Source organism: Microbacterium sp. KR10-403, assembly GCF_040196215.1.
Lineage (GTDB): Bacteria > Actinomycetota > Actinomycetes > Actinomycetales > Microbacteriaceae > Microbacterium.
Genome location: NZ_JBEGDC010000004.1, coordinates 114,023 through 135,247 on the forward strand (window position 1 = coordinate 114,023; position 21,225 = coordinate 135,247).

Annotated in this window: 18 protein-coding genes; 10 read left to right on the plus strand and 8 right to left on the minus strand. The window is 68.6% G+C overall.

Translation table 11 applies throughout. The annotated features are described in order from the left end of the window. Nucleotides 1-11 precede the first annotated feature (11 nt). The 3 genes from ABMQ42_RS09845 to ABMQ42_RS09855 all read right to left on the minus strand — a co-directional run bounded on the left by ABMQ42_RS09845 (nt 12) and on the right by ABMQ42_RS09855 (nt 4,160). On the minus strand, nt 12-947 hold the full coding sequence (locus ABMQ42_RS09845) for a hydroxymethylglutaryl-CoA lyase (RefSeq protein WP_349722807.1): 936 nt from the start codon (nt 945-947) through the stop codon (nt 12-14). Beyond that, nucleotides 944-2,212 (minus strand): hydroxymethylglutaryl-CoA reductase, degradative, encoded by a 1,269-nt coding sequence (locus ABMQ42_RS09850; protein WP_349722808.1) that lies wholly within the window; start codon nt 2,210-2,212, stop codon nt 944-946. Before ABMQ42_RS09850 ends, ABMQ42_RS09845 begins: the two co-directional genes overlap by 4 nt. 115 nt (nt 2,213-2,327) lie before the next feature. Further along, nucleotides 2,328-4,160 carry a helix-turn-helix domain-containing protein gene (locus ABMQ42_RS09855; RefSeq protein WP_349722809.1) on the minus strand — a complete coding sequence of 611 codons (1,833 nt, stop codon included), beginning with the start codon at nt 4,158-4,160 and terminating at the stop codon, nt 2,328-2,330. Between the two features lie 56 nt (nt 4,161-4,216). Between ABMQ42_RS09855 and ABMQ42_RS09860 the strand changes: the two genes are divergently transcribed. From ABMQ42_RS09860 to ABMQ42_RS09880, 5 genes are all read left to right on the plus strand, one after another. After that, nucleotides 4,217-4,753, plus strand: a complete 537-nt coding sequence (locus ABMQ42_RS09860; protein ID WP_349722810.1) for a MarR family winged helix-turn-helix transcriptional regulator — start codon at nt 4,217-4,219, stop codon at nt 4,751-4,753. 177 nt (nt 4,754-4,930) lie between these two features. Then, nucleotides 4,931-5,263, plus strand: a complete 333-nt coding sequence (locus tag ABMQ42_RS09865) for a PadR family transcriptional regulator (RefSeq protein WP_349722811.1) — start codon at nt 4,931-4,933, stop codon at nt 5,261-5,263. Then, nucleotides 5,260-5,628, plus strand: a complete 369-nt coding sequence (locus ABMQ42_RS09870; RefSeq protein WP_349722812.1) for a DUF1048 domain-containing protein — start codon at nt 5,260-5,262, stop codon at nt 5,626-5,628. The genes ABMQ42_RS09865 and ABMQ42_RS09870 overlap by 4 nt, the downstream gene beginning before the upstream one ends. Continuing rightward, nucleotides 5,625-6,395, plus strand: coding sequence for an ABC transporter ATP-binding protein (locus tag ABMQ42_RS09875; RefSeq protein WP_349722813.1), 771 nt, complete (start codon nt 5,625-5,627; stop codon nt 6,393-6,395). Before ABMQ42_RS09870 ends, ABMQ42_RS09875 begins: the two co-directional genes overlap by 4 nt. After that, nucleotides 6,392-7,153, plus strand: a complete 762-nt coding sequence (locus tag ABMQ42_RS09880; protein ID WP_349722814.1) for an ABC transporter permease — start codon at nt 6,392-6,394, stop codon at nt 7,151-7,153. The genes ABMQ42_RS09875 and ABMQ42_RS09880 overlap by 4 nt, the downstream gene beginning before the upstream one ends. 10 nt (nt 7,154-7,163) lie before the next feature. Here the strand turns inward: ABMQ42_RS09880 and ABMQ42_RS09885 are convergent, their stop codons facing one another. Then, on the minus strand, nt 7,164-7,775 hold the full coding sequence (locus ABMQ42_RS09885; RefSeq protein WP_349722815.1) for a MarR family winged helix-turn-helix transcriptional regulator: 612 nt from the start codon (nt 7,773-7,775) through the stop codon (nt 7,164-7,166). A gap of 50 nt (nt 7,776-7,825) precedes the next feature. On the opposite strand from ABMQ42_RS09885, the gene ABMQ42_RS09890 reads away from it, so the two are divergent. Continuing rightward, nucleotides 7,826-9,076, plus strand: coding sequence for an MFS transporter (locus tag ABMQ42_RS09890; protein ID WP_349722816.1), 1,251 nt, complete (start codon nt 7,826-7,828; stop codon nt 9,074-9,076). Between the two features lie 460 nt (nt 9,077-9,536). On the opposite strand, the gene ABMQ42_RS09895 is transcribed toward ABMQ42_RS09890, so the two are convergent. Continuing rightward, on the minus strand, nt 9,537-10,313 hold the full coding sequence (locus ABMQ42_RS09895) for an enoyl-CoA hydratase (RefSeq protein ID WP_349722817.1): 777 nt from the start codon (nt 10,311-10,313) through the stop codon (nt 9,537-9,539). A 64-nt stretch (nt 10,314-10,377) separates the two neighbouring features. Between ABMQ42_RS09895 and ABMQ42_RS09900 the strand changes: the two genes are divergently transcribed. After that, nucleotides 10,378-11,058 carry a TMEM175 family protein gene (locus tag ABMQ42_RS09900; RefSeq protein WP_349722818.1) on the plus strand — a complete coding sequence of 227 codons (681 nt, stop codon included), beginning with the start codon at nt 10,378-10,380 and terminating at the stop codon, nt 11,056-11,058. A gap of 101 nt (nt 11,059-11,159) precedes the next feature. On the opposite strand, the gene ABMQ42_RS09905 is transcribed toward ABMQ42_RS09900, so the two are convergent. Continuing rightward, nucleotides 11,160-11,747, minus strand: coding sequence for a hypothetical protein (locus ABMQ42_RS09905; RefSeq protein ID WP_349722819.1), 588 nt, complete (start codon nt 11,745-11,747; stop codon nt 11,160-11,162). 200 nt (nt 11,748-11,947) lie between these two features. On the opposite strand from ABMQ42_RS09905, the gene ABMQ42_RS09910 reads away from it, so the two are divergent. From ABMQ42_RS09910 to ABMQ42_RS09920, 3 genes are all read left to right on the plus strand, one after another. Next, a complete protein-coding gene (locus ABMQ42_RS09910) occupies nt 11,948-12,136 on the plus strand; it encodes a hypothetical protein (RefSeq protein ID WP_349722820.1) in 189 nt (62 codons plus the stop codon). A 221-nt stretch (nt 12,137-12,357) separates the two neighbouring features. After that, nucleotides 12,358-13,257: a hypothetical protein gene (locus ABMQ42_RS09915; RefSeq protein ID WP_349722821.1), complete on the plus strand. Its 900-nt coding sequence runs from the start codon at nt 12,358-12,360 to the stop codon at nt 13,255-13,257. Next, nucleotides 13,254-13,766 carry a hypothetical protein gene (locus ABMQ42_RS09920; protein ID WP_349722822.1) on the plus strand — a complete coding sequence of 171 codons (513 nt, stop codon included), beginning with the start codon at nt 13,254-13,256 and terminating at the stop codon, nt 13,764-13,766. The genes ABMQ42_RS09915 and ABMQ42_RS09920 overlap by 4 nt, the downstream gene beginning before the upstream one ends. A 20-nt stretch (nt 13,767-13,786) precedes the next feature. Here ABMQ42_RS09920 and ABMQ42_RS09925 read toward each other — a convergent pair whose 3' ends face one another. Next, nucleotides 13,787-14,926 carry an acyl-CoA dehydrogenase family protein gene (locus ABMQ42_RS09925; RefSeq protein ID WP_349722823.1) on the minus strand — a complete coding sequence of 380 codons (1,140 nt, stop codon included), beginning with the start codon at nt 14,924-14,926 and terminating at the stop codon, nt 13,787-13,789. A gap of 126 nt (nt 14,927-15,052) precedes the next feature. Beyond that, entirely contained in the window at nt 15,053-21,106 is a 6,054-nt protein-coding gene (gene pulA, locus ABMQ42_RS09930) for a pullulanase-type alpha-1,6-glucosidase (RefSeq protein WP_349723165.1), read from the minus strand. Nucleotides 21,107-21,225 lie beyond the last annotated feature (119 nt).

The following is a 21,225-nucleotide window of genomic DNA, read 5'->3' on the forward strand; positions in this document are numbered from 1 at the left end:
GGTGTTCCTCTCTAACGCGTCAGCGCCGTTGCGACTCGAGATGTGATGGGCCGCTGCAGTACGGCCGACAGCCAGGAGCTCGTCTCCACGACCGCATCGAGATCGACGCCGGTGCGGATGCCGAGTCCCTCGAGCATCCAGACGAGATCGTCCGCGGCGAGATTACCGGTCGCGGACTTGGCGAACGGACAGCCTCCGACGCCGCCGGTCGCAGCATCGAAGGTGCGCACGCCCTCCTCCAGCCCGGCATACACATTGGCGAGTGCCGTGCCGTAGGTGTCGTGCAGATGCAGCGCCAGATCGGTCACTGCGATCCCCGTGCCCGTGAGCAACCGGACGATGCGCTTGATCTGGCCCGGGGTGGCGACTCCGATCGTGTCGCCGAGCGAAAGCTCGCGGATTCCCCACGCGCGCATCGCCGTGGCCAGCCGGACGACTTCGCCTTCATCAACGACGCCTTCCCAGGGGTCGCCGAACACCATCGACAGATAGCCCCGCACGCGGACCCCGTCGGCGGAGGCCTGCTGCGCGATGCGCTGCACCATCTCCTCCATGCGAGCACGCGGCGCACCGAGGTTCTCCCGCGAGAACGTCTCGGTGACGCTGAGGAACACGGCGATGTCGTCAGCCCCGGCGGCGCGAGCGTGGTCGTAGCCGGTGACGTTCGGCACGAGCACGGGTGTGCGTGCGGGCAGATCCTTCACACGCGCGAAGACATCGGCGGAGTCGGCCATCTGCGGCACGCGGTCGGCGCGCACGAAGCTGCCGACCTCGACGACAGGGAAGCCGGCGCGCACGAGTCGTTCGATCAGTTCGACCTTCTGCTCGACGTCGAGCCGCATCGCCTCGGCCTGCAGGCCGTCGCGCGGAGCGACATCCCAGATCTCCACCTCCGCGGGCAGCGCGCTGTCGGCGACGCGCACGGGGAGGGCGTCGTCGCGACTCACCGCGCGCTTCTCCGCTCGACGAGGATCTGCTCGGCGACGTCCGCCCGCACCGCACGCCGACGCACCAGCTCGGCGGCGACCTCATCGATCTCGGCACCGGAGGCTCCGGCGGCGACCGCCACGTTGCGCGCGTGAAGCCCCATGTGCCCGCGCTGGATCCCCTCCGCCGCGAGTGCGCGGACCGCCGCGACGTTCTGCGCGAGACCGACGGCTGCGATGAGCTCGCCCAGTTCGGCGGCTCTCGTGACCTCGGTCATCGCGACGCCGGCGCGAGCGGCGGGGTGCGACTTCGTCGCTCCACCGACGAGCCCCACAGCCATCGGCATCTCGAGGGTCGCGACAAGCCGTCCGTCAGCGTCCTTCTCGAAACGGCTCAGCGATCGGTACTGCCCGTCCCGTGCGGCGTATGAATGCGCGCCGGCCTCGACGGCCCGCGTGTCGTTGCCCGTCGCCAGGACCACGGCGGTGACGCCGTTCATGATGCCCTTGTTGTGCGTCGCCGCCCGGTACGGGTCGTCGACGGCGAGGCGGGCGCCTTCGATGATGTCATCGACGATCGCGGGGCCGCCGATCTGCTCAGGATCGATGACGACGCGCGCCCGTACCACCCGACGATCGGCGAGGTTGGTGAGAATGCGCAGCAGAGATCGCCCCCCGGTGATCTCGGCCAGGCGCGGCGCGATGGCCTCCGCCATCGTGTTGACGGCGTTGGCACCCATGGCATCGCCGACGTCGACCACCAGATGCGCGACCAGGTGCGGCGCGGGCGCCCCATCGATCACACGCACCAGAAGGTCCCGCGCGCCCCCGCCGACCTCGACGAGCCGGGGATCCTGCGCATCGGCGAGATCGAGGATCTCTTGCCGCGCTTCGAGGATGCGCGCCTTCGCGCCGAACGGATCCGCGACATCGAGCAGCTGCACCTGAGCCTGCATGAGCGGCTCCGCGGCTGTGGCGACGATGCCGCCGGTCGGGCGCGCCATCCGCGCGACATTGGATGCTGCAGCGATCACCGACGGCTCCTCTGTCGCCATCGGGATGAGCACCTCACGGCCGTTCACGATGAAGTTCGTCGCCACGCCGACCGGCACGCCGAGCTGCCCGATCACGTTCTCGACCATGCGGTCCGCTTGGTCCATCGACAGGCCATCGCCCTCGAGCGCACGGAGCGCGTCGGATTCCAGGCCGATCGCCTGGATGACGGCTGCCCTGCGGTCATCGACCGTACTGTTCCGCAGACCGCTGAGTCGAGAGGTGGTGGCCACGATGCTTCCTTTCCTGCGGGCGTCTTCGCCGCAGCCCTCTCAGCCAAGCAACCCGGCCCCGAGGTAGACAGGTCCAGATCAGCCACAATGGGCGGGGTCCGAGTGTCCGGAATGCTTACCGGGCGGCATGGCCGAGAAGGCGACGGGCCCGCTCGACGCGCACGGCGAGTTCCAGGCGGAATCGCGCCTCAGGGTCGTCGATCGCCGCCCCCAGCAGCGCTCGAAGCCGCGAGCGTCGCTGCTTGAGAGTGTTCGGATGAACATGCAGCCTCCGCGCTGTCGCGCTCGCAGCCCAGTGCTCGTCCTGCAGCGCCACGAGGGTGTCGAAGAGGGTCGTTCCACCCGGGCCGTCCCAGGCGAGAACCGGTGCGAGCATCTCCTCGACGAATTCGAGCAGCGCCCCCGGGTCGCCGTCGGTGAGCAGTGCGTATGGCGCAAGCAGCTTCGCATCCAGGATGCCCGACGCTCCCAACCCGCGCGCGAGCTCCGCCACGCGGCGCGTATGCCGGGCATCGGCCGCAGCCTGCTCAAGATCTCGATGCGCGCGCACCACGACCAGCGGCGCGACGTCGGCGAGAGTCGTGCCACGGCCGATCGCCGCCACATCCGCGCCGGGCACGAACGCAACGACGCCGTCGGGAACCTTCGTCACGAGACGATCCCCGACCGCGCGCAGAGCGCTGACGACACGGGCACGATCTCCGACAGCCGAGGGCACCACGACGGCACACCAGGGGCCATCGATCTGCAGACCACGCGCTGTGGCACGTCGGAGCGCCGACCGACGACTGCTCTCGGTCTCCAGGAGGTCGGCAGCGAGCTCTCCGCGTACGCGTTCTTCGGCGTCATCCACGACATCGCGACGCAGAAGGACCAGCGCGGCGGTCAGCGCGGAGCGCTCGACGGTCCGCTGCTCCACATCCGTCATCGGGACTGTGCCCCGCCCCACGACGAGCAGGGCGGGCCGGCCTGCTCCAGACGGAACCGGGGCGACCATCTCCACGGCGCCGCCGTCGAGCACGATCCCGCGACCGGACGCGGTGGCCTCTGCCGCGGCATCCCGCAACGGCACGGCGGCATCCACCAGGCTCTGCGGCCCCGCGATCGCCTCGTCCTGCGCGATCAGGGCCACCTCTCGCCCCAGCGCTCCCGCCAGCGCGGCGACGATGTCGCCGGCGGGATGTCCCCGTACGACCAGCTCGGTGAGCTCCGCGTGCAGCGCTGCCGCCCATTCTGCCTGCTGCTGACGCCAGGTCGCCTCTGCCGAGGCCTCGGTCGCCGACGCGAGCAGCCGCGCCACGTGCAGCACCAGGGCAGCGTGGCCTGCGAATGCGCTCAGCAGCGCGATCTCTTCCGCCCGGAACGAGTGCGGGGTGCGGCTGGCAGCGAACAGCACCCCGAGCACCTGGCCGTCCACGACGAGCGGCGCACCCACGAGCGCGCGCAACTGGTCCTCCGACACGATCTGGTCGATCGTCGAATCGTGCGGCAGGCCGGTCATCTCCCGGTAGTCATCGACGCTCTGCGGGCGTCGGGTGCGGACGATGTGGCTTGCCAAGCCGACGCCCGCCGGCACCACCATCCCTGCGAAGCGAGGCGAGATCGTTCCTGTCTGCGCACGCACGTACAGCTCATCCGTGGACGGCTCGTACACCGAGAGGTATGCCACATCGGCGTCGAGCAGCTCGTGAGCGCGCTCCACGATCCGCTGCAGCAGAACCGCGGTGTCGTGCGTGCCCAGGAGTTCGCGCGTGGAGGAGACGAGTGCGCGAAGCTCGGCGCCGCGCCGCCGCAGCGACGCAGCCCGGGCCGAGAGGTCGAGCAGCGCATCCGCCACCTCCGCGTCACCGGCGGCGACGCCGGCCACAGCAGCAGCATCCATCTGCGCGCCATCCGCGATCGCGCGCAGCGCGGCCGCGATCGGCGATGGCTCTTCTCGCTCCTGCATCCGCCCATTCTCTCCGACGCCGCGCCACCCGCTACCGTTGATCCAGGAGGTTGCCCGTGGCCCGCGTGAAGAGACTGCCGGTCGATCCGATCGCCGAGGCGAAGCGCCAGTGGCTCGACCACGGGTGGACGGACGCCGCCCCCGGCATGACCCTGGTCACCTCGATCATGCGCGCGCAGCAGCTGCTGCTGGCCCGCGTCGACGCGACGCTCAAGCCCTTCAAGCTCACCTTCGCGCGCTACGAGCTGCTCACCCTCCTGAGCTTCACGAGGAGCGGGAGGATGCCGATGGCCTCGGCCTCGTTGAGGCTTCAGGTGCACCCCACCAGCGTGACGAACACCGTCGATCGCCTGGAGGCATCCGGTCACGTGCGGCGCGAGCCGCATCCCGACGACGGCCGGGCGACGCTCATCGCACTCACCGCGTCGGGTCGCGAGCTCGCCGAGCGCGCCACGGCAGCACTGAACGCCGAGGTGTTCGAGCAGCCGGGGCTCGAGCGCACCGACGTCGAACAGCTGGTCGGGCTCGTCGCGCGCATGCGCCGCAACGCCGGCGACTTCGACGACCCGCGTCCGGTGGCCGAGCCCCTCTGACGGAGGCACCGTCCTCCCGCCGTCTCTCCGCGAGATCACCCTCGTGCACGGTTCTGCTGCCCAAAAGCGTGCACAATGATGATCTCGCGTGTGGGCGAGGGTCGCCTTGCCGCCGTTCACTACTCAGTGTTACCGTGTACCGGTAATCAGCAACACTGAGTACTGAGAGAGGGCGCCGTGGGCAAGCAGGAGACCGAGATGCTCAAGGGGGTGCTCGAGGGCATCGTCCTGGCGATCCTCGCCCGCCGCCCGGCGTACGGCTACGAGATCACGGCGTGGCTGCGTGAGCAGGGCTTCACCGATATCGCCGAGGGCACTGTCTATGCGCTCCTCGTGCGCATCGAGCAGCGCGGAATGGTCGACGTCGAGAAGGTGCCCTCCGAAAAGGGCCCGCCCCGCAAGGTGTACTCCCTCAACACCCGAGGATATGAACAGCTGCGCGGCTTCTGGACATCGTGGGGCTTCCTCACCGACAGACTCGCGCACCTGCACGAAGGAGAAGAGCGATGACGAACTTCATCGAGAAGATGGTCGGCGACTTCGGCGAGAAGCGCCGGTGGAAGGAGTACAAAGCCCGGACCAAGGCGCTGCCCGCCCCGTACCGCACCGCGATCGAGGGTGTCGAGCGCTACCTCATGTACAAGGGCGCCATCACCCGCGGCGCGACCCTCGTGAAGATGCTCGAAGACCTGGCCGACCTGTTCGAGCAGGCCGCGGCCGACGCCACACCGATCCGCACGATCGTCGGTGACGACCCGGTCGAGTTCGCCGACGCGTTCCTGGCCAATTTCTCCGAGGACGAGTGGATCTCCAAGGAACGCACACGCCTGACCGACACGATCACGAAGGCCGAGTCCGAAGAGGGCGGATCATGACCGCACCCGCCATCGCCGTCGCGGGCGTCGAGAAGTCGTTCGGCGACCTCGCGGTGCTGCGCGGCGTCGACTTCGACGTCGCGCCCGGCACGATCTTCGCGCTGCTCGGCTCCAACGGCGCCGGCAAGACCACGCTGATCCGCATCCTGTCGACACTGTCGAGAATGGATACCGGAACCGCCCGCATCGCAGACGTCGACGTCGCCACTGACCCGGCCGCGGTGCGGCAGGCGATCAGTCTGACCGGGCAGTTCGCCGCGGTCGACGAAGTGCTCACCGGGCGCGAGAACCTCGTGCTCGTCGCCCGCCTGCGCCACGTCACCCACCCCGGCCCCGTCGCCGATCGACTGCTCGCGCGCTTTTCGCTGACCGAGGCGGGCGACCGCCGTGCCGGCACGTACTCCGGCGGCATGCGACGCCGCCTCGACATAGCGATGAGCCTGATCGGCGATCCCCCGGTCGTGTTCCTCGACGAGCCGACGACCGGGCTCGACCCGCAGGCGCGCAACGAGGTGTGGGACGCGATCCGAGGCCTCGCTGCCGGCGGCACCACGGTGCTGCTGACCACGCAGTATCTCGACGAAGCCGAGCAGCTGGCCGACCGCATCGCGATTCTGCACGAGGGCCGGATCATCCAGAACGGCACGCTCGACGAGCTCAAGGCACTCCTGCCTCCGGCGAAGGTCGAGTTCGTCGAGAAGCAGCCGACGCTCGAAGAGGTCTTCCTTGCCTTGGTCGGCTCGACCTCGAGGGAGAAGGGATCGTGACCACCGGCATCCTGACCGACACCGTCACACTGACCGGCCGCTCGCTGCGGCACGTCACCCGGAGCCTCGACACCATCATCACCACCGCGGTGATGCCGATCGCGATCATGCTGCTGTTCGTGTTCGTCTTCGGCGGCGCGATGCGGACCGGAGACGCCGCGCCCGTCGATTACATGCTGCCCGGCATCCTGCTCATCACGATCGGCTCCGGTGTCGCCTACACGTCGTACCGGCTGTTCCTGGATCTGCGGGGCGGCATCTTCGAGCGCTTCCAGTCGATGCCGATCGCCCGGTCGGCGGCACTGTGGGCGCACGTGCTCACCTCGCTCGCCGCCAACGCCGTCTCGCTCGTGCTCGTGGTCGCGGTCGGCGTGCTCATGGGCTTCCGCAGCGGAGCGGGCGTGGGCGTCTGGCTGGCCGTGGCCGGCATCCTGGTGCTGTACACGCTCGTGCTCACCTGGATCGCTGTGCTCGCGGGGCTGTCGGCGAAGACCGTCGACGGGGCCAGCGCGTTCTCGTATCCGCTGATCTTCCTGCCGTTCATCAGCTCGGCGTTCGTGCCGACCGACACGATGCCGGGACCGGTGAAGTGGTTCGCCGAGTACCAGCCGGTCACGCCGATCGTGAACACGATCCGCGACCTGTTGGCCCAGCGCCCCGTGTCGGGCGACATCTGGATCGCACTGGCGTGGTGCTGCGGCATCCTGATCGTCGCGTATGTGTTCGCGATGCTGGCCTACCGGCGGCGGCTCGGCTGATTCCCCCGCGCTACGCGCTGCGGCGCGCGGATGCCCCGCCTTCGTCGGGCGATGCGGGGGCCGCGGCATCCTGCCCCTCCCCCGGCTCGACACGCGGGCCGTGGATCAAGAAGAAGTCGATCTCGGGCGCATCGGGGTCTTCGACCTCGTCATACTCGTCCAGAATCGCCTGCAGTCGCTCGAGCATCTCCTTGCGGCGCTCCTTCGAGATGCGCATGCGCATCTGTGAGTAGCCTGCCGGCCAGGGACGCTCCTCAGGGTCCTTCGGCGGCGGAGCGCCGACGACCTTGGTGAGCGCGGTCATCAGGTGGCGCATCATGATGCCGCCGACGAACTCGTCGGGTTGCGCCGACATGCGCAGCCCGCTGCCGCGTGGCACCCAGGGCCGTTCCCGGCCGTCGTCGGCCTTCGGTGCGCGTTCGATGAGCCCCATCTTCGCCAGCTGCTTCAGGTGGTAGCTCATGGCGGAGGGCGTCAGGCCGGTGAGCTCGGCGGCTTGGGTGGCCGTCAGCGGGTCCCCGTCATAGAGGGCCTGCAAGACCGTCCAGCGCGCCGGATGCACCAGCGCACGCATCTGAGCGAGGTCCTTGACCTCGATCGGCTCAGCCTTCTTGCCCGCCATAGCGACAGTCTAGTTGCGCTCTGCGTTTATGAAACATATCCTTCATACTTGTGAAGCGGTCCTTTCAGAACTCGGTGTGGGCGATCCGCGACGCCCGTATCGCGCTCAGCGCCCGGGCACTGAGCACCGCAGGCACCTCGGTGACGTCGATCGCCGCGATCCTCCTGCTGCACAACGGCGGGGTGGGCGCCCTCGGCGTCGCCGCGTTCCTCGCGGCGCTCGTCATCCCCGCCATCGCAACCATGGGTCTGTCGGGACGGGTCGTCGACACGATGGACTCCCGCGTCGTGCTGGTCGTGGCATCCCTCGTCCAGGCGACCGCCGTCGTCGCCCTGGGCTTCGCCCACGACACGGCGATGATCTTCGTCACCGGCGTCGTGATCTCGCTGGCGCAGTCGTTCGAACAGCCGACCTGGAGCGCGCTGGTCCCCCGCATCGTCGGCGAAGACCGCATCGGTCAGGCCATCTCGTGGCAGCAGGGTCTCGCCGCGATCGCCTCGCCCATCGGCGCGGGTCTCGGTGGCCTGCTGGTGACCCTCGACGACGTGGCGTGGGGATTCTGGGCGGATGCCGCGACCTACGTGCTGCTCGCGGCAGGGGCCCTCATCATCCGCACCCGACGGCACATGTCCGTCGATGCGCCGACGGCCGCGGGTGCCGCGGACGAGCCGAAGGCGACGTGGACGGCCGGCCTGCGGATCGTGATGCGCGACCGCATCATCGTGCCGCTGTTCATCGCGATCCTCGTGTTCGTCGTGCTCGTGGAGGGGATCAATCCCGTCGAGGTCTTCCTCGTGCGCGACGCGCTGGGCGCGAGCAACTGGCAGTACGGACTCAGTGAGTTCTTCGCGGGCGCCGGCGGGCTCATCGGCGCGGCGATCGCCGGGCGCATCCACAGCAACACCGCCCGCGCCCGGGCAGCGACGATCGGCTTCGGATCGGCCGCCCTCGTCATGATCGCCGCCGGTGCGGCGCAGAGCTTCTGGATCTACGCGGTGATGCTGACCGCGATGATCGCCGCCTTCGGCACCGGCAATGCGACGTTCGGCGCCCTGCTGACCTCGCGCACGCCCGACGCGCAGCGCGGTCGCGTCTATGCGGCGCTGAACGGCCTGGCGCGCACGGCGTCGCTGATCGCTCTGGGTCTCGGCGGTGTGAGCAACGCCCTGCTCGGGCCGCGGGCGACGTTCGTCGTCGCGGGCATCGCCGGCGCGCTCGCGATGGCGGTCGCGAGCGTGGCCGTGATCCGCGCGCAGCGGGCCGAGGCTGCGGCGCTCGCCGCCGAGCGCGCTCAGCCATAGGCCCCGGGCAATGGCACGGAGCCAAAGTCGTGGTCGGCGGGACGACGCACTACCCGGCGGACCCAGGCGGCACCCCGCGGGCCGACCAGGCGGCACCCCGCGGGCCGAGGCACCGCCCCGCGGACCGACACGTCTTCCAGTCGTATTGAACTTCCGGTTCACAGAGCTGAGGGGGCTGTGTGAACCGGAAGTTCACTACACTTTTCGAACGCGTCGCCCCCATCCCGGACGTATCGCGTCAGCCCCAGACGACTCTCGGCGATACCCGAAGCACTCGGGCCCTGCGCCCGTGGCATTCAGCCCTTCGTCCCGCGGGGCACGCTCAGGTGCCTGGATTCGAAGGCGTCGCCCACCCCGCGAGGCACGAAACCGGGGCTTCTCGCCGAAACACAGGGCGACGCCCAGGGTCTCGACGAGAATCCCCGGTCTCGACGTAGGGGGGTGGGGCGCAGAGAACGCCTCAGCGGTTCTCGAACTCCGGTGCGCGCTTCTCGCGGAAGGCCGCCATGCCCTCCTTCTGATCCTGCGTGTCGAAGAGCCCGGCGAACGCCTGCTTCTCGAAGCGCAGGCCCTCGGCGAGCGTGGTCTCCATCGCGGCATCCAGCGCCGCCTTCGCGGCGAACACGCTCGGCAGCGACTTCGACGCGATTGTCTCGGCCGCCTTGCCCGCCTCGTCGAGCAGGTCGGCGACCGGCACGACGCGCGACACGAGCCCCGCGCGCTCGGCCTCGTCGGCGTCCATCAGTCGCCCCGTGAGCACAAGCTCGGCGGCCTTGTAGTATCCGATCGCGCGGATGAGCCGCTGCGTGCCGCCCATGCCGGGGATGACCCCGAGGTTGATCTCTGGCTGCCCGAACTTCGCGGTGTCGGCGGCGAAGATGATGTCGCACATCATGGCCAGCTCGCAGCCGCCGCCCAGTGCGTAGCCGCTGACCGCGGCGATCACGGGCGTGCGGACGGCGGCGAAGTCGGCCCAGCCGCCGAAGTGGTCGCCCATGAGCATGTCGAGCGAGGTCTTCGACTCCATCTCTTTGATGTCGGCGCCGGCGGCGAACGCCCGCTCGGAGCCGCTCACGACGATGGCCCCGATGCCGGGGTCGCGGTCGAACGCGGTCGCGGCGGCGACGACGTCGGCGCAGACCTGCGAGTTCAGGGCGTTGAGTGCTTCGGGGCGATTGAGGGTGATCCACCCGACGCGTCCTCGCGTCTCGGTGAGAATCGTGGCGTACTCGGTCATGCTCCCCATCGTGTCATGCCCGCGGTGCCAGGATCGAAGGGACCGCAGTGCGAGAGGGAGCCCGATGGACACTGAGTTGGATGCCGCGACCGCGCGCCCCGCGCGCACGCCGCGCCGCTACGACAAGACACGCATGGAGGCGTTCAGCGACGGGGTGTTCGCCTTCGCCATCACGCTGCTCGTGCTCGACATCGTGATCCCCAGCGCCGAGGGTGACCGTGATCTGCTCGCTGCGTTCCTCGAACAGTGGCCGGAGTACGTCGCGTACGTGGTCAGCTTCGCGACGATCGGCGCGATCTGGCTCGCACACAACTCGATCAGCGAGCACCTGACCAAGGTCGACTCGACCTACATGCGGCTGAACCTCGTCCTGCTGCTGTTCGTGGCGTTCACGCCGTTCCCGACGCGGTTCCTGTCGCAGTACATCCAGGTCCAGGACGCCGAGCGGGTGGCGGTGACCATCTACGGGATCGCCTTCCTCGTGCTCGCGCTGATCGTCGTGTGCCTCTGGGTCTACGCGAAGCGCGCGGGACTGCTCACCCACGGTGCCGATGACGACAAGGAAGTCGCCGCCAATTCGCAGCGGCTGCCGCAGGGGCTCATCGCCTACCCCGTGCTGATCGTGGTCGGCCTGTTCTGGCCGATGGTCGCCGTGTTCGGCTACCTCGCCCTCGCGCTGTACTTCATGATCCCGTTCCGGATCCGGCGGCGACGGCAACGCGCGGCCGCGGCCGCCGCGAAGTGACCGCTCGCCTCACCCGTCCAGCACTGCGCGCCCGATGATGACGCGCACGGTCTCGGCCGTTCGTCGGCCGCTGCGAAGCCCGCTGCCGTCGCGAAGCGCTTTCACCCTGCGGGGTACCGGCAGGTGACGGTTCCACTGGTCGACGTCTCGTGGGCCACCACCTCGCCATTCCATTCGATCTCGCAGGTCACCGTCTGCGGAGTCTGGTCGTCCGGCGTCTTCACCGTGATCTCCGTCGACGACTTCGCCGTGTTGAACCGTGCGAACCCGCTGTCGTGCCACTCTTCGTCGACGTGCTGCTGCACATCGTCGCTGAATGAGACGGTGAAGACCGGCCCGCCGGTCGCACGCAACTCGACCAGTGTCAGGTGCGGGCGCGTCAGCACACCGAGGATGAGCGTGATCACCAGCACGAGGTCGATGATCAGGGCGAAGATGGCCAGACCCCGTCCCCAGCCGATCAGCCGGGGCGAGGCTCCCCTGCGCCGACTGCGGATATCGATCACGGCGGCGATGAGGGCCGCCACCACACCGACGACCAGCGCAATCGTGAATGCGGGGCTCGGAAAGCCCGGCAGGAACGGGATCAGCGCGACGCCGACGAGCAGCGCGACGACCCACACCCAGAGTGCCGCCCGGTGAGGTCGACGAGTCGCACCGCGTTCCGGCTGTCGCTGTTGAATGGTCATCTCACACTCCGTGCTGGTCGGCAACCGTCTCGTGACGGGGTGGTCTCCGGGAGTCTATCGACGCCCGTACCCTGCAGGACGGTACTATTCCCCTTTGATGATGCGCGAGTCGGGCGTACACCACCGACACAGGTCGGATCACCCGGCAGCGGCATCGACGCGAGCGACACGAGCGACACGAGCGACACGAGAGAGGCACCATGACCGGGTACGACGATATCTCTACGACGATCGGACAGATGAAGCGCGCTGCGATCGACTGCTGGATGGCGGGTCAGAGCTTCTACCCGAACTGGGGCAACGACAAGATCTACTCGAAGTGGGGATGGATGCTCAACTTCTATCATCGGCCGGATGAGAACGGCAATGGCGGGGGAGGTCCGGCATGAGCTCGTCATGCGCTGCGCAGTTCGATGACATCCGTGCGGTCATCGATTCGCGGGTATCCGCCTGGCTCGATCTCCCCGATGGGTCGGCCTGCGCCACACCACAGCAGTCCGTGAGCTCCACCGCCGCGATCTTCGGAGCGTCGGGCACCGGCGCCTCCGTTCAGAACAACGGCGAGATCGTCACGTCGAACGAGACGGTGAGCAAGGTCGTCATCACCCAGATGAGCGGCAAGTTCAAAGCGCCGTTCCTCGACAAGTATCACGCGCAGTTCTCCAACATCTCCTATGGGCTGGGTGCGGCGTGCGCGATCCTCGAGATGAACTACGCGGCCGAGCAGAAGATGTGGCCGGCCGCACGTGATGATGTGGCGAAGATCCTGGAGCAGGCGCGTGATGCCTGGGCGACCCAGGCGGGGACAGCGGCGGCGGCATCCGGCACCCTCACCCTCACCGTGGTCGGCGCCGTCGCCGGCGCGATCGCGACCGTGGCGACGGCGGGCTCTGCGGCGCCGGCAGTTGCGGCGCTCATGGGACTGTCCACGGTCGCGACCGGGGTGATGGCCGGCATCGCAGCGAACGCAGCGGTCTCCGGCAGCAGCTATCTGGACATCCTCGACTCCCTGGACACGGCCCTGGGAGCGCTGAACAAAGCCCTGGTCGACCAGGAGGACGCCCTCAACAAGATGATGGTGGACGCGGTCAACACGATCAACGGGGATCCGGCCGAGTTCGATCTGGACGCGTTTTCCCTGGGCACCTACGCCGGCGACGACGGATCGATCAAGATGCAGGAGGAAGACGCTCAGATCGTGTCCAACAGCATGCAGCGCATCAGCTCGGCGCTCGGCAGCGCATCAGCATCCCTCGGCAGTGCCCCGTACTCCAACCCGACACCACGAAACTATGGCGTCGGCCGGAGTTCGGACGGCACACATGCCGCCGCAAGCGAGCTGTACGCGCTCACTGCCAGGTGCCTGACGCTCACGGATGCGGAGTACGAACGGGGAAAGAAGCTGTTCGAAGCGACCGTCGATGACTACTTCAACACCGACGCCGAGGCCAAGAAGACCGTCAGCACACTGATTGCGGAAGAGGCCGAGATGTCTGAGCTGGATTCGTGAGGCCACCCATGGAGAGCAAGTACCTCGGTACCGTCAACCTGGACGGTGGGCCCGGCGGCGGCATGATGGACGCCACGATCACCTACGACGGATCACCCCTGTCTGTGCGCCTCGAGATCGATTACCCGGGCCGGATGGAGAACACGGATTTCTTCGGGGACACGACGATCGACGACGTCGACAACGTGCTCGGCAACCTGGAGTTCGTCGACAACCTTGCTCGCACGACCATCGCCGCGGGGATCATGCGTGCCGGAACGGCTGCCGATCAGATGTTCACCGCCTGGATGCGCAACAACGACCGGGACGCGGATGAGAAGGACGACTTCCTGCAGCGGCTTCGGCCGACCAGACTGGTGATCACCCCCGACGGGGGCAAGGTCAACCGCGACCGCGTGGTCGTGTCGTATGCGTTGACCGACACGTCGGTGTCCGGCTCGATCAGCGTGCGGTTCGTGGAACCCACGGGGCCGCAACTCGACCCGGCGCCACGCGGCGGCTACAGCTGATCCCACCCCGGTGAACCGGCTCAGCCGCCCAGCACCTCGCGCCCGATGATGACGCGCATGATCTCGTTCGTGCCCTCGAGGATCTGGTGCACGCGCAGGTCGCGCACGACCTTCTCGATGCCGTAGTCCTGCAGGTAGCCGTAGCCGCCGTGCAGCTGCAGGGCCTGGTTGGCGACCTCGAAGCCGGCGTCGGTCGCGAAGCGCTTGGCCATCGCGCACTGCAGCGCGACGTCGGGCTCGCCCGCGTCGAGGGCGGCCGCGGCATCGCGCACCAGAGCCCGTGAGGCCCGCAGCTTGGTCGCCATGTCGGCCAGGGCGAACATGACGGCCTGCCGTTCGGCGAGCGGTTCGCCGAACGTGAAGCGCTCGTGCACATAGCGGATGGCGCGGTCCATCGCCCACTGGGCCCCGCCGATGGAGCACGCGGCGATGTTCAGGCGCCCGCCGTTGAGCGCCTGCATGGCGATCTTGAAGCCCTTGCCGACCTCACCGAGCACGGCCGTGGCGGGAACCCGCACCTCGTCGAAGATCACCTGGCGGGTGGGTTGGGCGTTCCAGCCCATCTTCTTCTCGTTCGCGCCGAAGCTGAGCCCGGGCAGCCCATCGGGAACGATGAACGCGGTGACCCCGCGCGCGCCCGGCTCGCCGGTGCGGGCCATGACGACGTAGACGTCGGCCTCGCCGCCGCCCGAGATGAACTGCTTCACGCCCGTGATCACGTACTCGTCGCCCTGGCGGATCGCCGAGGTCGTCAGCGCCGCGGCATCCGACCCCGCTCCCGGCTCGGTGAGGCAGTAGCCGCCGAGCGCGCTCATCGCCGTCAAGGGCGGCAGCCACGCATGGCGCTGCTCCTCGCTGCCGAAGCGGTCGATCATCCAGCCGACCATGTTGTGGATGCTGATGTACGCCGAGATGACCGGGTCGCCCTTCGCGAGCTCCTCGAAGATCGCGACCGCCTCGGTGCGGCCGAGGCCGGTGCCGCCGACGTCGTCGCGCACGTAGACGCCGCCGAGGCCCAGATCGCCCGCGCGCTGGATGACGTCGCGCGGGAAGTGCTTGTTCTGATCCCACTCCTGCGCGTGCGGCGCGAGTTCGGTCTCGGCGAACTCGTGCACCGCCTCGAGGATCGCGCGGCGTTCTTCGGTCGTCGTCATGCTCATGGCAGCCCCTGTCGATCGCCCCCGCGCAACGTCATCGTGTGACCGCGAGGGGATGCCGCACCCCGGCATCGCCTCCATTTTACATGGACGTCCTACTAAATGCGCGGGCGCCCACGCATTCTGCGGCTACCAGACGATGACCAGCAGCGGGATCGGCGCCCGCGACGACCGGTACGGCTCGTTGCCGGTGAACGAGACCCGCAGACTGTGCGCGCCCCGGCTCAGCCCCTTCACATCGATGCGGAACCGGCCGTGGTCGTCGGCCGTCAGCTGCGCGGTGCCCACGGTCTTGCCGGCGTCGGTCACGGTGACGGTGCCGGTCGGGATGCCGCGACCCGCCGCGTGCACGGAGCCGCTGACCGCGACCGTCTTGCCCTTCGCCGACAGGTGCAGGAGCGGGCCGGCCGTCACGCTCGTCGCGACGGGCTTGAGCTGCTTCTGCACGAGCACAGCGACCGTGCGCCCCGGCACGGTGACGGCGCCGGTTGCGGCATCCCACGTCGTCTTCTTCACGACCGGGTCGAACCCCTTCGCCTGCGCGGGCGCGAGCTGGAACGAGCGCCCGGCGAGGCTGTCGATGGTCTGGGTCGTGGCATCCGGCGACGCGTTGAACACGACCAGCGCACCCTGCAGGTCGGGGTCGACGTCTTGACCGACGAGGTCGTCGATGAGCATCACGATGACCCCGGGAGTGGCCTTCGTGCCACCGTCGGGGAACGACACCTTCTGCTCGATGAGGTCGGCCGAGCCCAGCCGCAGCAGATCGACGTCGCTGCGCAGGCGCAGCAGGTCGAGGGCGCCGCTCTCGGCCTGCGCCATGTCGGTGGCCGTGGGCTTCAGCGACGCGTCGGCCAGCAGCGGCGACATGTCGGTCCACTTGTCCGTGTTGTCCGCCGCCATGGGCAGGCCCGAGCCGAAGGTCGACTCCTGTCCGGTCCAATCGATGCGGTTGAACCAGTCGCCGGAGTTGTAGCTGTTGGCGTCGAGCGACTTCGAGCGCAGCAGCTCGGTGCCGGCCTGCCAGAACGACGGCGACTGCGACAGCGTGGCGGTCGCCAGCTGCACCGTGTTCATGCGCACCCGGTCGGCCATCGACGTGTCCTTCGGCAGCTTGAACACCGACAGGTCGTACAGCGTCTGGTTGTCGTGCGCGTCGACGTAGTTGATCACCTCGTCGGGCTCGTCGGCGTAACCCGCCGGCTGCCCGTTGTAGTCGATCTCGGAGCCCTTCTTGGCGGTGCCGTCGGAGGTCAGGAACGAGTACTCGCGCAGGTTGCCCGCGAGCCCGAGCTTGACGAGGTCGGTGTCGTGCGCGAGGGTGGCGAGCTGCTGGTCCTCGTCGCCGTTCACGGCGTCGCCGTTGGGGTCGGTCGCAAGGCCGGTGCCGAAGCCCTGCTGGTAGGTCGACCCCGAATCCACCGGGCTACCGCCGTGCACGGCATCCCGCAACCGGTCGTTGAAGGTGCCGATGCCGGTGCCGCCCAGCTGCCCCTGTGTCGCCTGCTCGAACAGGGCGTTGTCGGCGACCTCGCCGAAGTTCCAGCCCTCGCCGTACAGGTAGATGCTCTTGCCGTCGACGCCGTCCTTCTTCAGGGTGAGCTTGTCCAGCGCCGCACGGATCGCCAGCATGTTCGCCTTCGACGCGTGCCCCATGAGGTCGAACCGGAAGCCGTCGACCTTGTACTCCTTGGCCCAGAGCACCACCGAGTCGACCATGAGCTTCTGCGCCACCTCGTGCTCGGTGGCCACGTTCTGGCAGCACGTCGAGGTCTCGACGCCGCCGGCCGCGTTCAGCCGCTGGTAGTAGCCGGGCACGACCTGGTCGAGCACCGACTTCGGGTCCTCCCCCGAGGCCGCGGTGTGGTTGAACACCTCGTCGAGCACAACCTGCAGGCCCATCTTGTGCAGGGCGCCGACCATGTCGCGGAATTCGCTGACGCGCTCCCCGCCGTTCGCGTCGACCGCGTACGAGCCCTCGGGCACGTTGTAGTGGTACGGGTCGTAGCCCCAGTTGTACCCGTCGGCGTCGGCGACCGCGGCGACACACGCCTGCTGCTCGTCGCTGTCGGGGGCATACGAGGCCAGGTCGCAGTCGGGCTCTTCCTGCGCGCTCTTGTCCTCGTTGATCGACGCGATGTCGAACGACGGCAGCAGGTGCACGGTCGTGATGCCGGCATCGGCCAGCTGGCGCAGCTGCGTGGTGCCCGCGCTGTCGCGCGTGAACGCCTCGTAGGTGCCGCGCAGCTTCTCGGGCACGGTCTCGTCGCTGATCGAGAAGTCGCGGATGTGCAGCTCGTAGATCGAGTGGTCGACGGCCTTCTCCACCGTCGGGGACGGCGTGCGCTCCCACTGCGTCGGACGCCACTTCTTCGCATCGATGTCGACGGCCATCGAGTGCACCGAGTTCTCGGTCAGGGCGACCGAATACGGGTCGGTCACCTGGTTGGTCTCGATCTTTCCGGTGGTGGGTGCGTAGACCACGACCTCCCACAGATACTCGTCGCCCGAGAGCGAGGCGTTGCGGGTGTCGACGGTCCAGACGCCGGATGCCGCATCCCACGTCGCCTCGTGGCGCTGCGGGTCGCCGCTGCCCTTGCCGGCGTTCCACGTCAGCAGCGTCGCCTTCTGCGCGGTCGGCGCCCACAGCCGGAACGTCGGCTTGTTGTGCGTGAACGTCACGCCCAGGTCGACGTCGGCCACCGCGTCGGCGTACAGGTCGTCGAGCACACCCGCGATCTGCACCCCGGTGAAGCCGGTGAGCGCGCCGTCCGCATCACGCTGCGCGACCATGAGCTGCCCCTTCAGCAGGGCGGCCGCGGCATCCCGATCCGTGTCGTCGACGTGCAGCGCGACGTAGCCCGCCAGCGCCGGGAACGTCTTCTTCTGCGCGTCGGTCAGCCCTCCGTCGACGACCGTGAGCGTGACCGGGTCCGCTCCCCCGGTGACCTCGCCGTCGGCGACCGCCAGGGAGGCGTCGGGCGACGCATACAGCTGCCACGTCGAGCTCTTGGCGTCGCCGCCGAGGTCGGCCGGCCAGGCGATCGTGTTCTGATCGATCCACTGCGCGCGCTGCTCGCCGGTGCCCGCCAGCGGCGGGTCGGCCACCTCGACCTCGAGCACGTGGGTGGCCAGCGTGTAGCGGAACGTGACCGTCTTGCCCGTGGTCGCACTGAACGAGATGTTCGCGCCCCCGGCGACGCCGTCCGCGCCGTAGTTCTCGTCCCATCCCAGTCCGTGGGCGACCTTCACCTCATATGCCCCGGTGGGAATATCCGCGGTCGAGTACTCGTACACGCCGTCCTTGTCGCCGTCGGCCATGAGCGTGACCAGGCAGTCGGGTGACCAGTCGGCCGCGCAGCCGACCTCGCTCTGGTACGAGCCGGGCAGGGTCACGATGGGCCCTTCGTCCGTGGACTGGGCGATACCGGTGCGCGGATCGAAATAGAAGGTGACGGGGCCGTCCTTGTGGGTGATGGCGATGTTGGCGCCGTCCTTCTGTCCGTTCGCCCCGAAGTTCACGGTCCAGGCGCCGTCGATGGCGACCTTGTACTCGTAGTCTCCGGCGGGCAGATCGAAGGTGCCGGTCCACACGCCGTCCGCGCCGCGCTTCAGCTGGGCAGACAGGCAGTCGGGCTGCCAGTCGGCGCTGCAGCCCATCTCGGTGTTCAGGTCGCCGGCGATGGTCACGGAGTCGTAGTCGGTCTGCGGGGTGTCGTCGCCCGCGGCGAGCGTCACCGCATTGCCGACGGAGGCGAAGGTGGATGCCGCGGACTTCTGCCCGGCGGCATCCACCGACACCGCCCGATACTCGACGAGGGTGCCCGCATCGATCCCTGCGACGTCCTGGAAGACGCGCGGGTCGGTGTCTTCGGCGGTGCCCAGCGCGTGCCAGGTGTCGGAGCCGACGACGCGCCACGCGAAGCTCGTCTGGCGCCACGAGTCGTCGACCGTGGCCGAGATCGCGGTGGATCCGCTCACTCCCGCGCCCGCCTCCGGCGCGCTGATCGTGAGGGGCGACGCCTCGGCCGGCGCCGACACGGTGCGGTCGGCCTTGTAGACGACGGCCGACAGGGCCGGGACGGTGACGGATGCCGCGGCCGACGCGTCGGTCTTCAGAGTGCCGGTCGCGCCGTACAGCGGGGCGTAGTCGGCGCTCGCGGTCAGCGTCGTGAGGTCGACGGTCTGCGCGGAGTCGGCGTTGTTGAGGGCGACGAGGTACTCGACCTTGTCGTCGGGGTCGACGCGCGAGAACGCGTACACGCCGGCGCCGTCGGCGGCGTACCGCTCGATCTGCGCGCCGTCCTGCAGCGCGGGATTGGCCGCGCGCAGCGTCGACAGCTCGGCGATGTGCTCATACAGCGGCGCATCGGTGCCGTAGTGGTCCGTGTCGCCGAGCGTCTCGCCGGTGATGAGCTTCTGGTCCTGGTAGTCGGTGACCTGGCTGGCGAAGAGGGACTGGCGCGCGTCCTTGTCGCCGCCCGAGCCCGCGAAGCCCTGCTCATCGCCGTAGTAGACGACCGGCTGGCCGCGGCTGAAGAACATCAGGTCGTGCGCGAGCTCGTCGCGCTGCGCGGCATCGTCGGTGTTCTGCAGGAAGTAGCCGACGCGGCCCATGTCATGGTTGCCAAGGAAGGTCGGCAGCGCCGTCGCCGAGGTGGTCGAGGTCGTGTACATATCGTCGCCGGCGAACAGGCTGCGCAGCCCCTTCGCCGAGTTGCCCGACGCGTAACTGACCGCTGACGACTGGAACGTGAAGTCGAGCACCGAGTTCATGTCGCTCTTGCGCACATACGGCGACAGCTTGGCCGGGTCGGCGTCGTACACCTCGCCGAACATGAAGAAGTCGGGCTTGCCGTTCGCGTGCGCGTAGTCGAGCACCTTGGTCGTGAACTTCTGCCAGAACTCGAAGTTGACGTGCTTGGCGGTGTCGATGCGGAAGCCGTCGATGCCCAGGTCGATCCAGCTGTCGTACACGTCGACGAAGCCGTTCACGACCTTCGGGTTCTCGGTCATCAGGTCGTCGAGACCGCTGAAGTCGCCGTAGGTCGTGGACTCGCCGGTGTAGGTCGAGTCGCCGCGGTTGTGGTAGAGCGTGACGTCGTTGAGCCAGGAGGGCACCTTGACGTCCTTCTCGGCGTCGTCGACGACCGGCGTGTAGGGGAACGAGGTCGCGGCATCCATCGTCGGGAAGTCGTCGGTGCCCGCGTAGTCGTCGGGGTCGAAGGCGTTGCCGTCGGAATCGGTGTAGGGCGAGGTGGCCTTGTCGATGTAGCTGTACTGGTCTTCGGCGTATGAGATCACGTCGGCGGTGTGGTTGGTGATGATGTCGAAGTAGACCTTGATGCCGCGGTCATGGGCGTCGGCGATGAGGTCCTTGAGCTCGGCGTTCGTGCCGAGGTGCGGGTCGATCTGGGTGAAGTCGGTGACCCAATACCCGTGGTAGCCGGCGCTCGCGTCGTCGCCGGTGCCCTGCACCGGCTTGTTCTTGAAGCTCGGGGTCAGCCAGATCGCCGTCGTGCCCAGACCCTGGATGTAGTCGAGCTTGTCGCGCAGGCCCTTCAGGTCGCCGCCGTTGTAGAAGCCCTTGTCGGTGGGGTCGTAGCCGGTGGTCAGCCGGTCGCCGGTGAGCCCGCCGGTGTCATTGGAGGTGTCGCCGTTCGCGAAGCGGTCGGTCATCACGAAGTAGAACTGCTGGTCGGCGCCGGCCTGTCGGGCGGGGGCTGCGACCAGATCATCGTCGACCGAGGTGTACCCGGCGCGCAGCGCCCCGTCGTCGACGGTGAGGCCGATGCGGTGCGTCGTGTCATCGTAGGTGAACGTCATCGTCGTGTCACCGGCGATGGTCAGCGGGATGTTGTCGTCGCCCCCGTTCAGTCCGTACGACTCGTCCCACGACCCGTCGATCGCGACCTTGTAGTTCCAGCTGCCCGCGGGCACGGTGAACGTCGCGGAATACTGGCCCGCGGCATCCGTCGCCGTCAAGGCGGTCTGCGTGCAGTCGGGGGTCCAGTCGGCGCTGCAGCCGAGTTCGCTCTGCAGGTCCCCGACGAGGGTCACGGTGCGGTCGGCCGCCGTCGCCGGCGCGGGAGCCGTCGCGACCAGGCCGCCCGACAGGGCGACCGCGGCGACGGCGGTGAGGGCGAGCGCACGCCAGGCGCGCGCGGGGGTCTGCTGCGACATCTTCGACACGGGGGACTCCTGGGGGTGGGGGCACGGCCACGTGCCCGTCGTCTCGGCCGACTCTAGTGCGGACACTCAGCGGATTGCAAGCGCTTGCATCAACGTTTCACCGAGAAGGC

Excerpts from the sequence above, each read along its gene's own strand:
- pulA (WP_349723165.1), bottom strand. The coding sequence starts at position 21,106 with ATGTCGCAGCAGACCCCCGCGCGCGCCTGGCGTGCGCTCGCCCTCACC.
- ABMQ42_RS09855 (WP_349722809.1), bottom strand. The coding sequence starts at position 4,160 with ATGCAGGAGCGAGAAGAGCCATCGCCGATCGCGGCCGCGCTGCGCGCG.
- ABMQ42_RS09915 (WP_349722821.1), top strand. The coding sequence starts at position 12,358 with ATGAGCGGCAAGTTCAAAGCGCCGTTCCTCGACAAGTATCACGCGCAG.
- ABMQ42_RS09870 (WP_349722812.1), top strand. The coding sequence starts at position 5,260 with ATGACGAACTTCATCGAGAAGATGGTCGGCGACTTCGGCGAGAAGCGC.
- ABMQ42_RS09900 (WP_349722818.1), top strand. The coding sequence starts at position 10,378 with ATGGACACTGAGTTGGATGCCGCGACCGCGCGCCCCGCGCGCACGCCG.
- ABMQ42_RS09905 (WP_349722819.1), bottom strand. The coding sequence starts at position 11,747 with ATGACCATTCAACAGCGACAGCCGGAACGCGGTGCGACTCGTCGACCT.
- ABMQ42_RS09885 (WP_349722815.1), bottom strand. The coding sequence starts at position 7,775 with ATGGCGGGCAAGAAGGCTGAGCCGATCGAGGTCAAGGACCTCGCTCAG.
- ABMQ42_RS09910 (WP_349722820.1), top strand. The coding sequence starts at position 11,948 with ATGACCGGGTACGACGATATCTCTACGACGATCGGACAGATGAAGCGC.
- ABMQ42_RS09895 (WP_349722817.1), bottom strand. The coding sequence starts at position 10,313 with ATGACCGAGTACGCCACGATTCTCACCGAGACGCGAGGACGCGTCGGG.
- ABMQ42_RS09925 (WP_349722823.1), bottom strand. The coding sequence starts at position 14,926 with ATGAGCATGACGACGACCGAAGAACGCCGCGCGATCCTCGAGGCGGTG.
- ABMQ42_RS09875 (WP_349722813.1), top strand. The coding sequence starts at position 5,625 with ATGACCGCACCCGCCATCGCCGTCGCGGGCGTCGAGAAGTCGTTCGGC.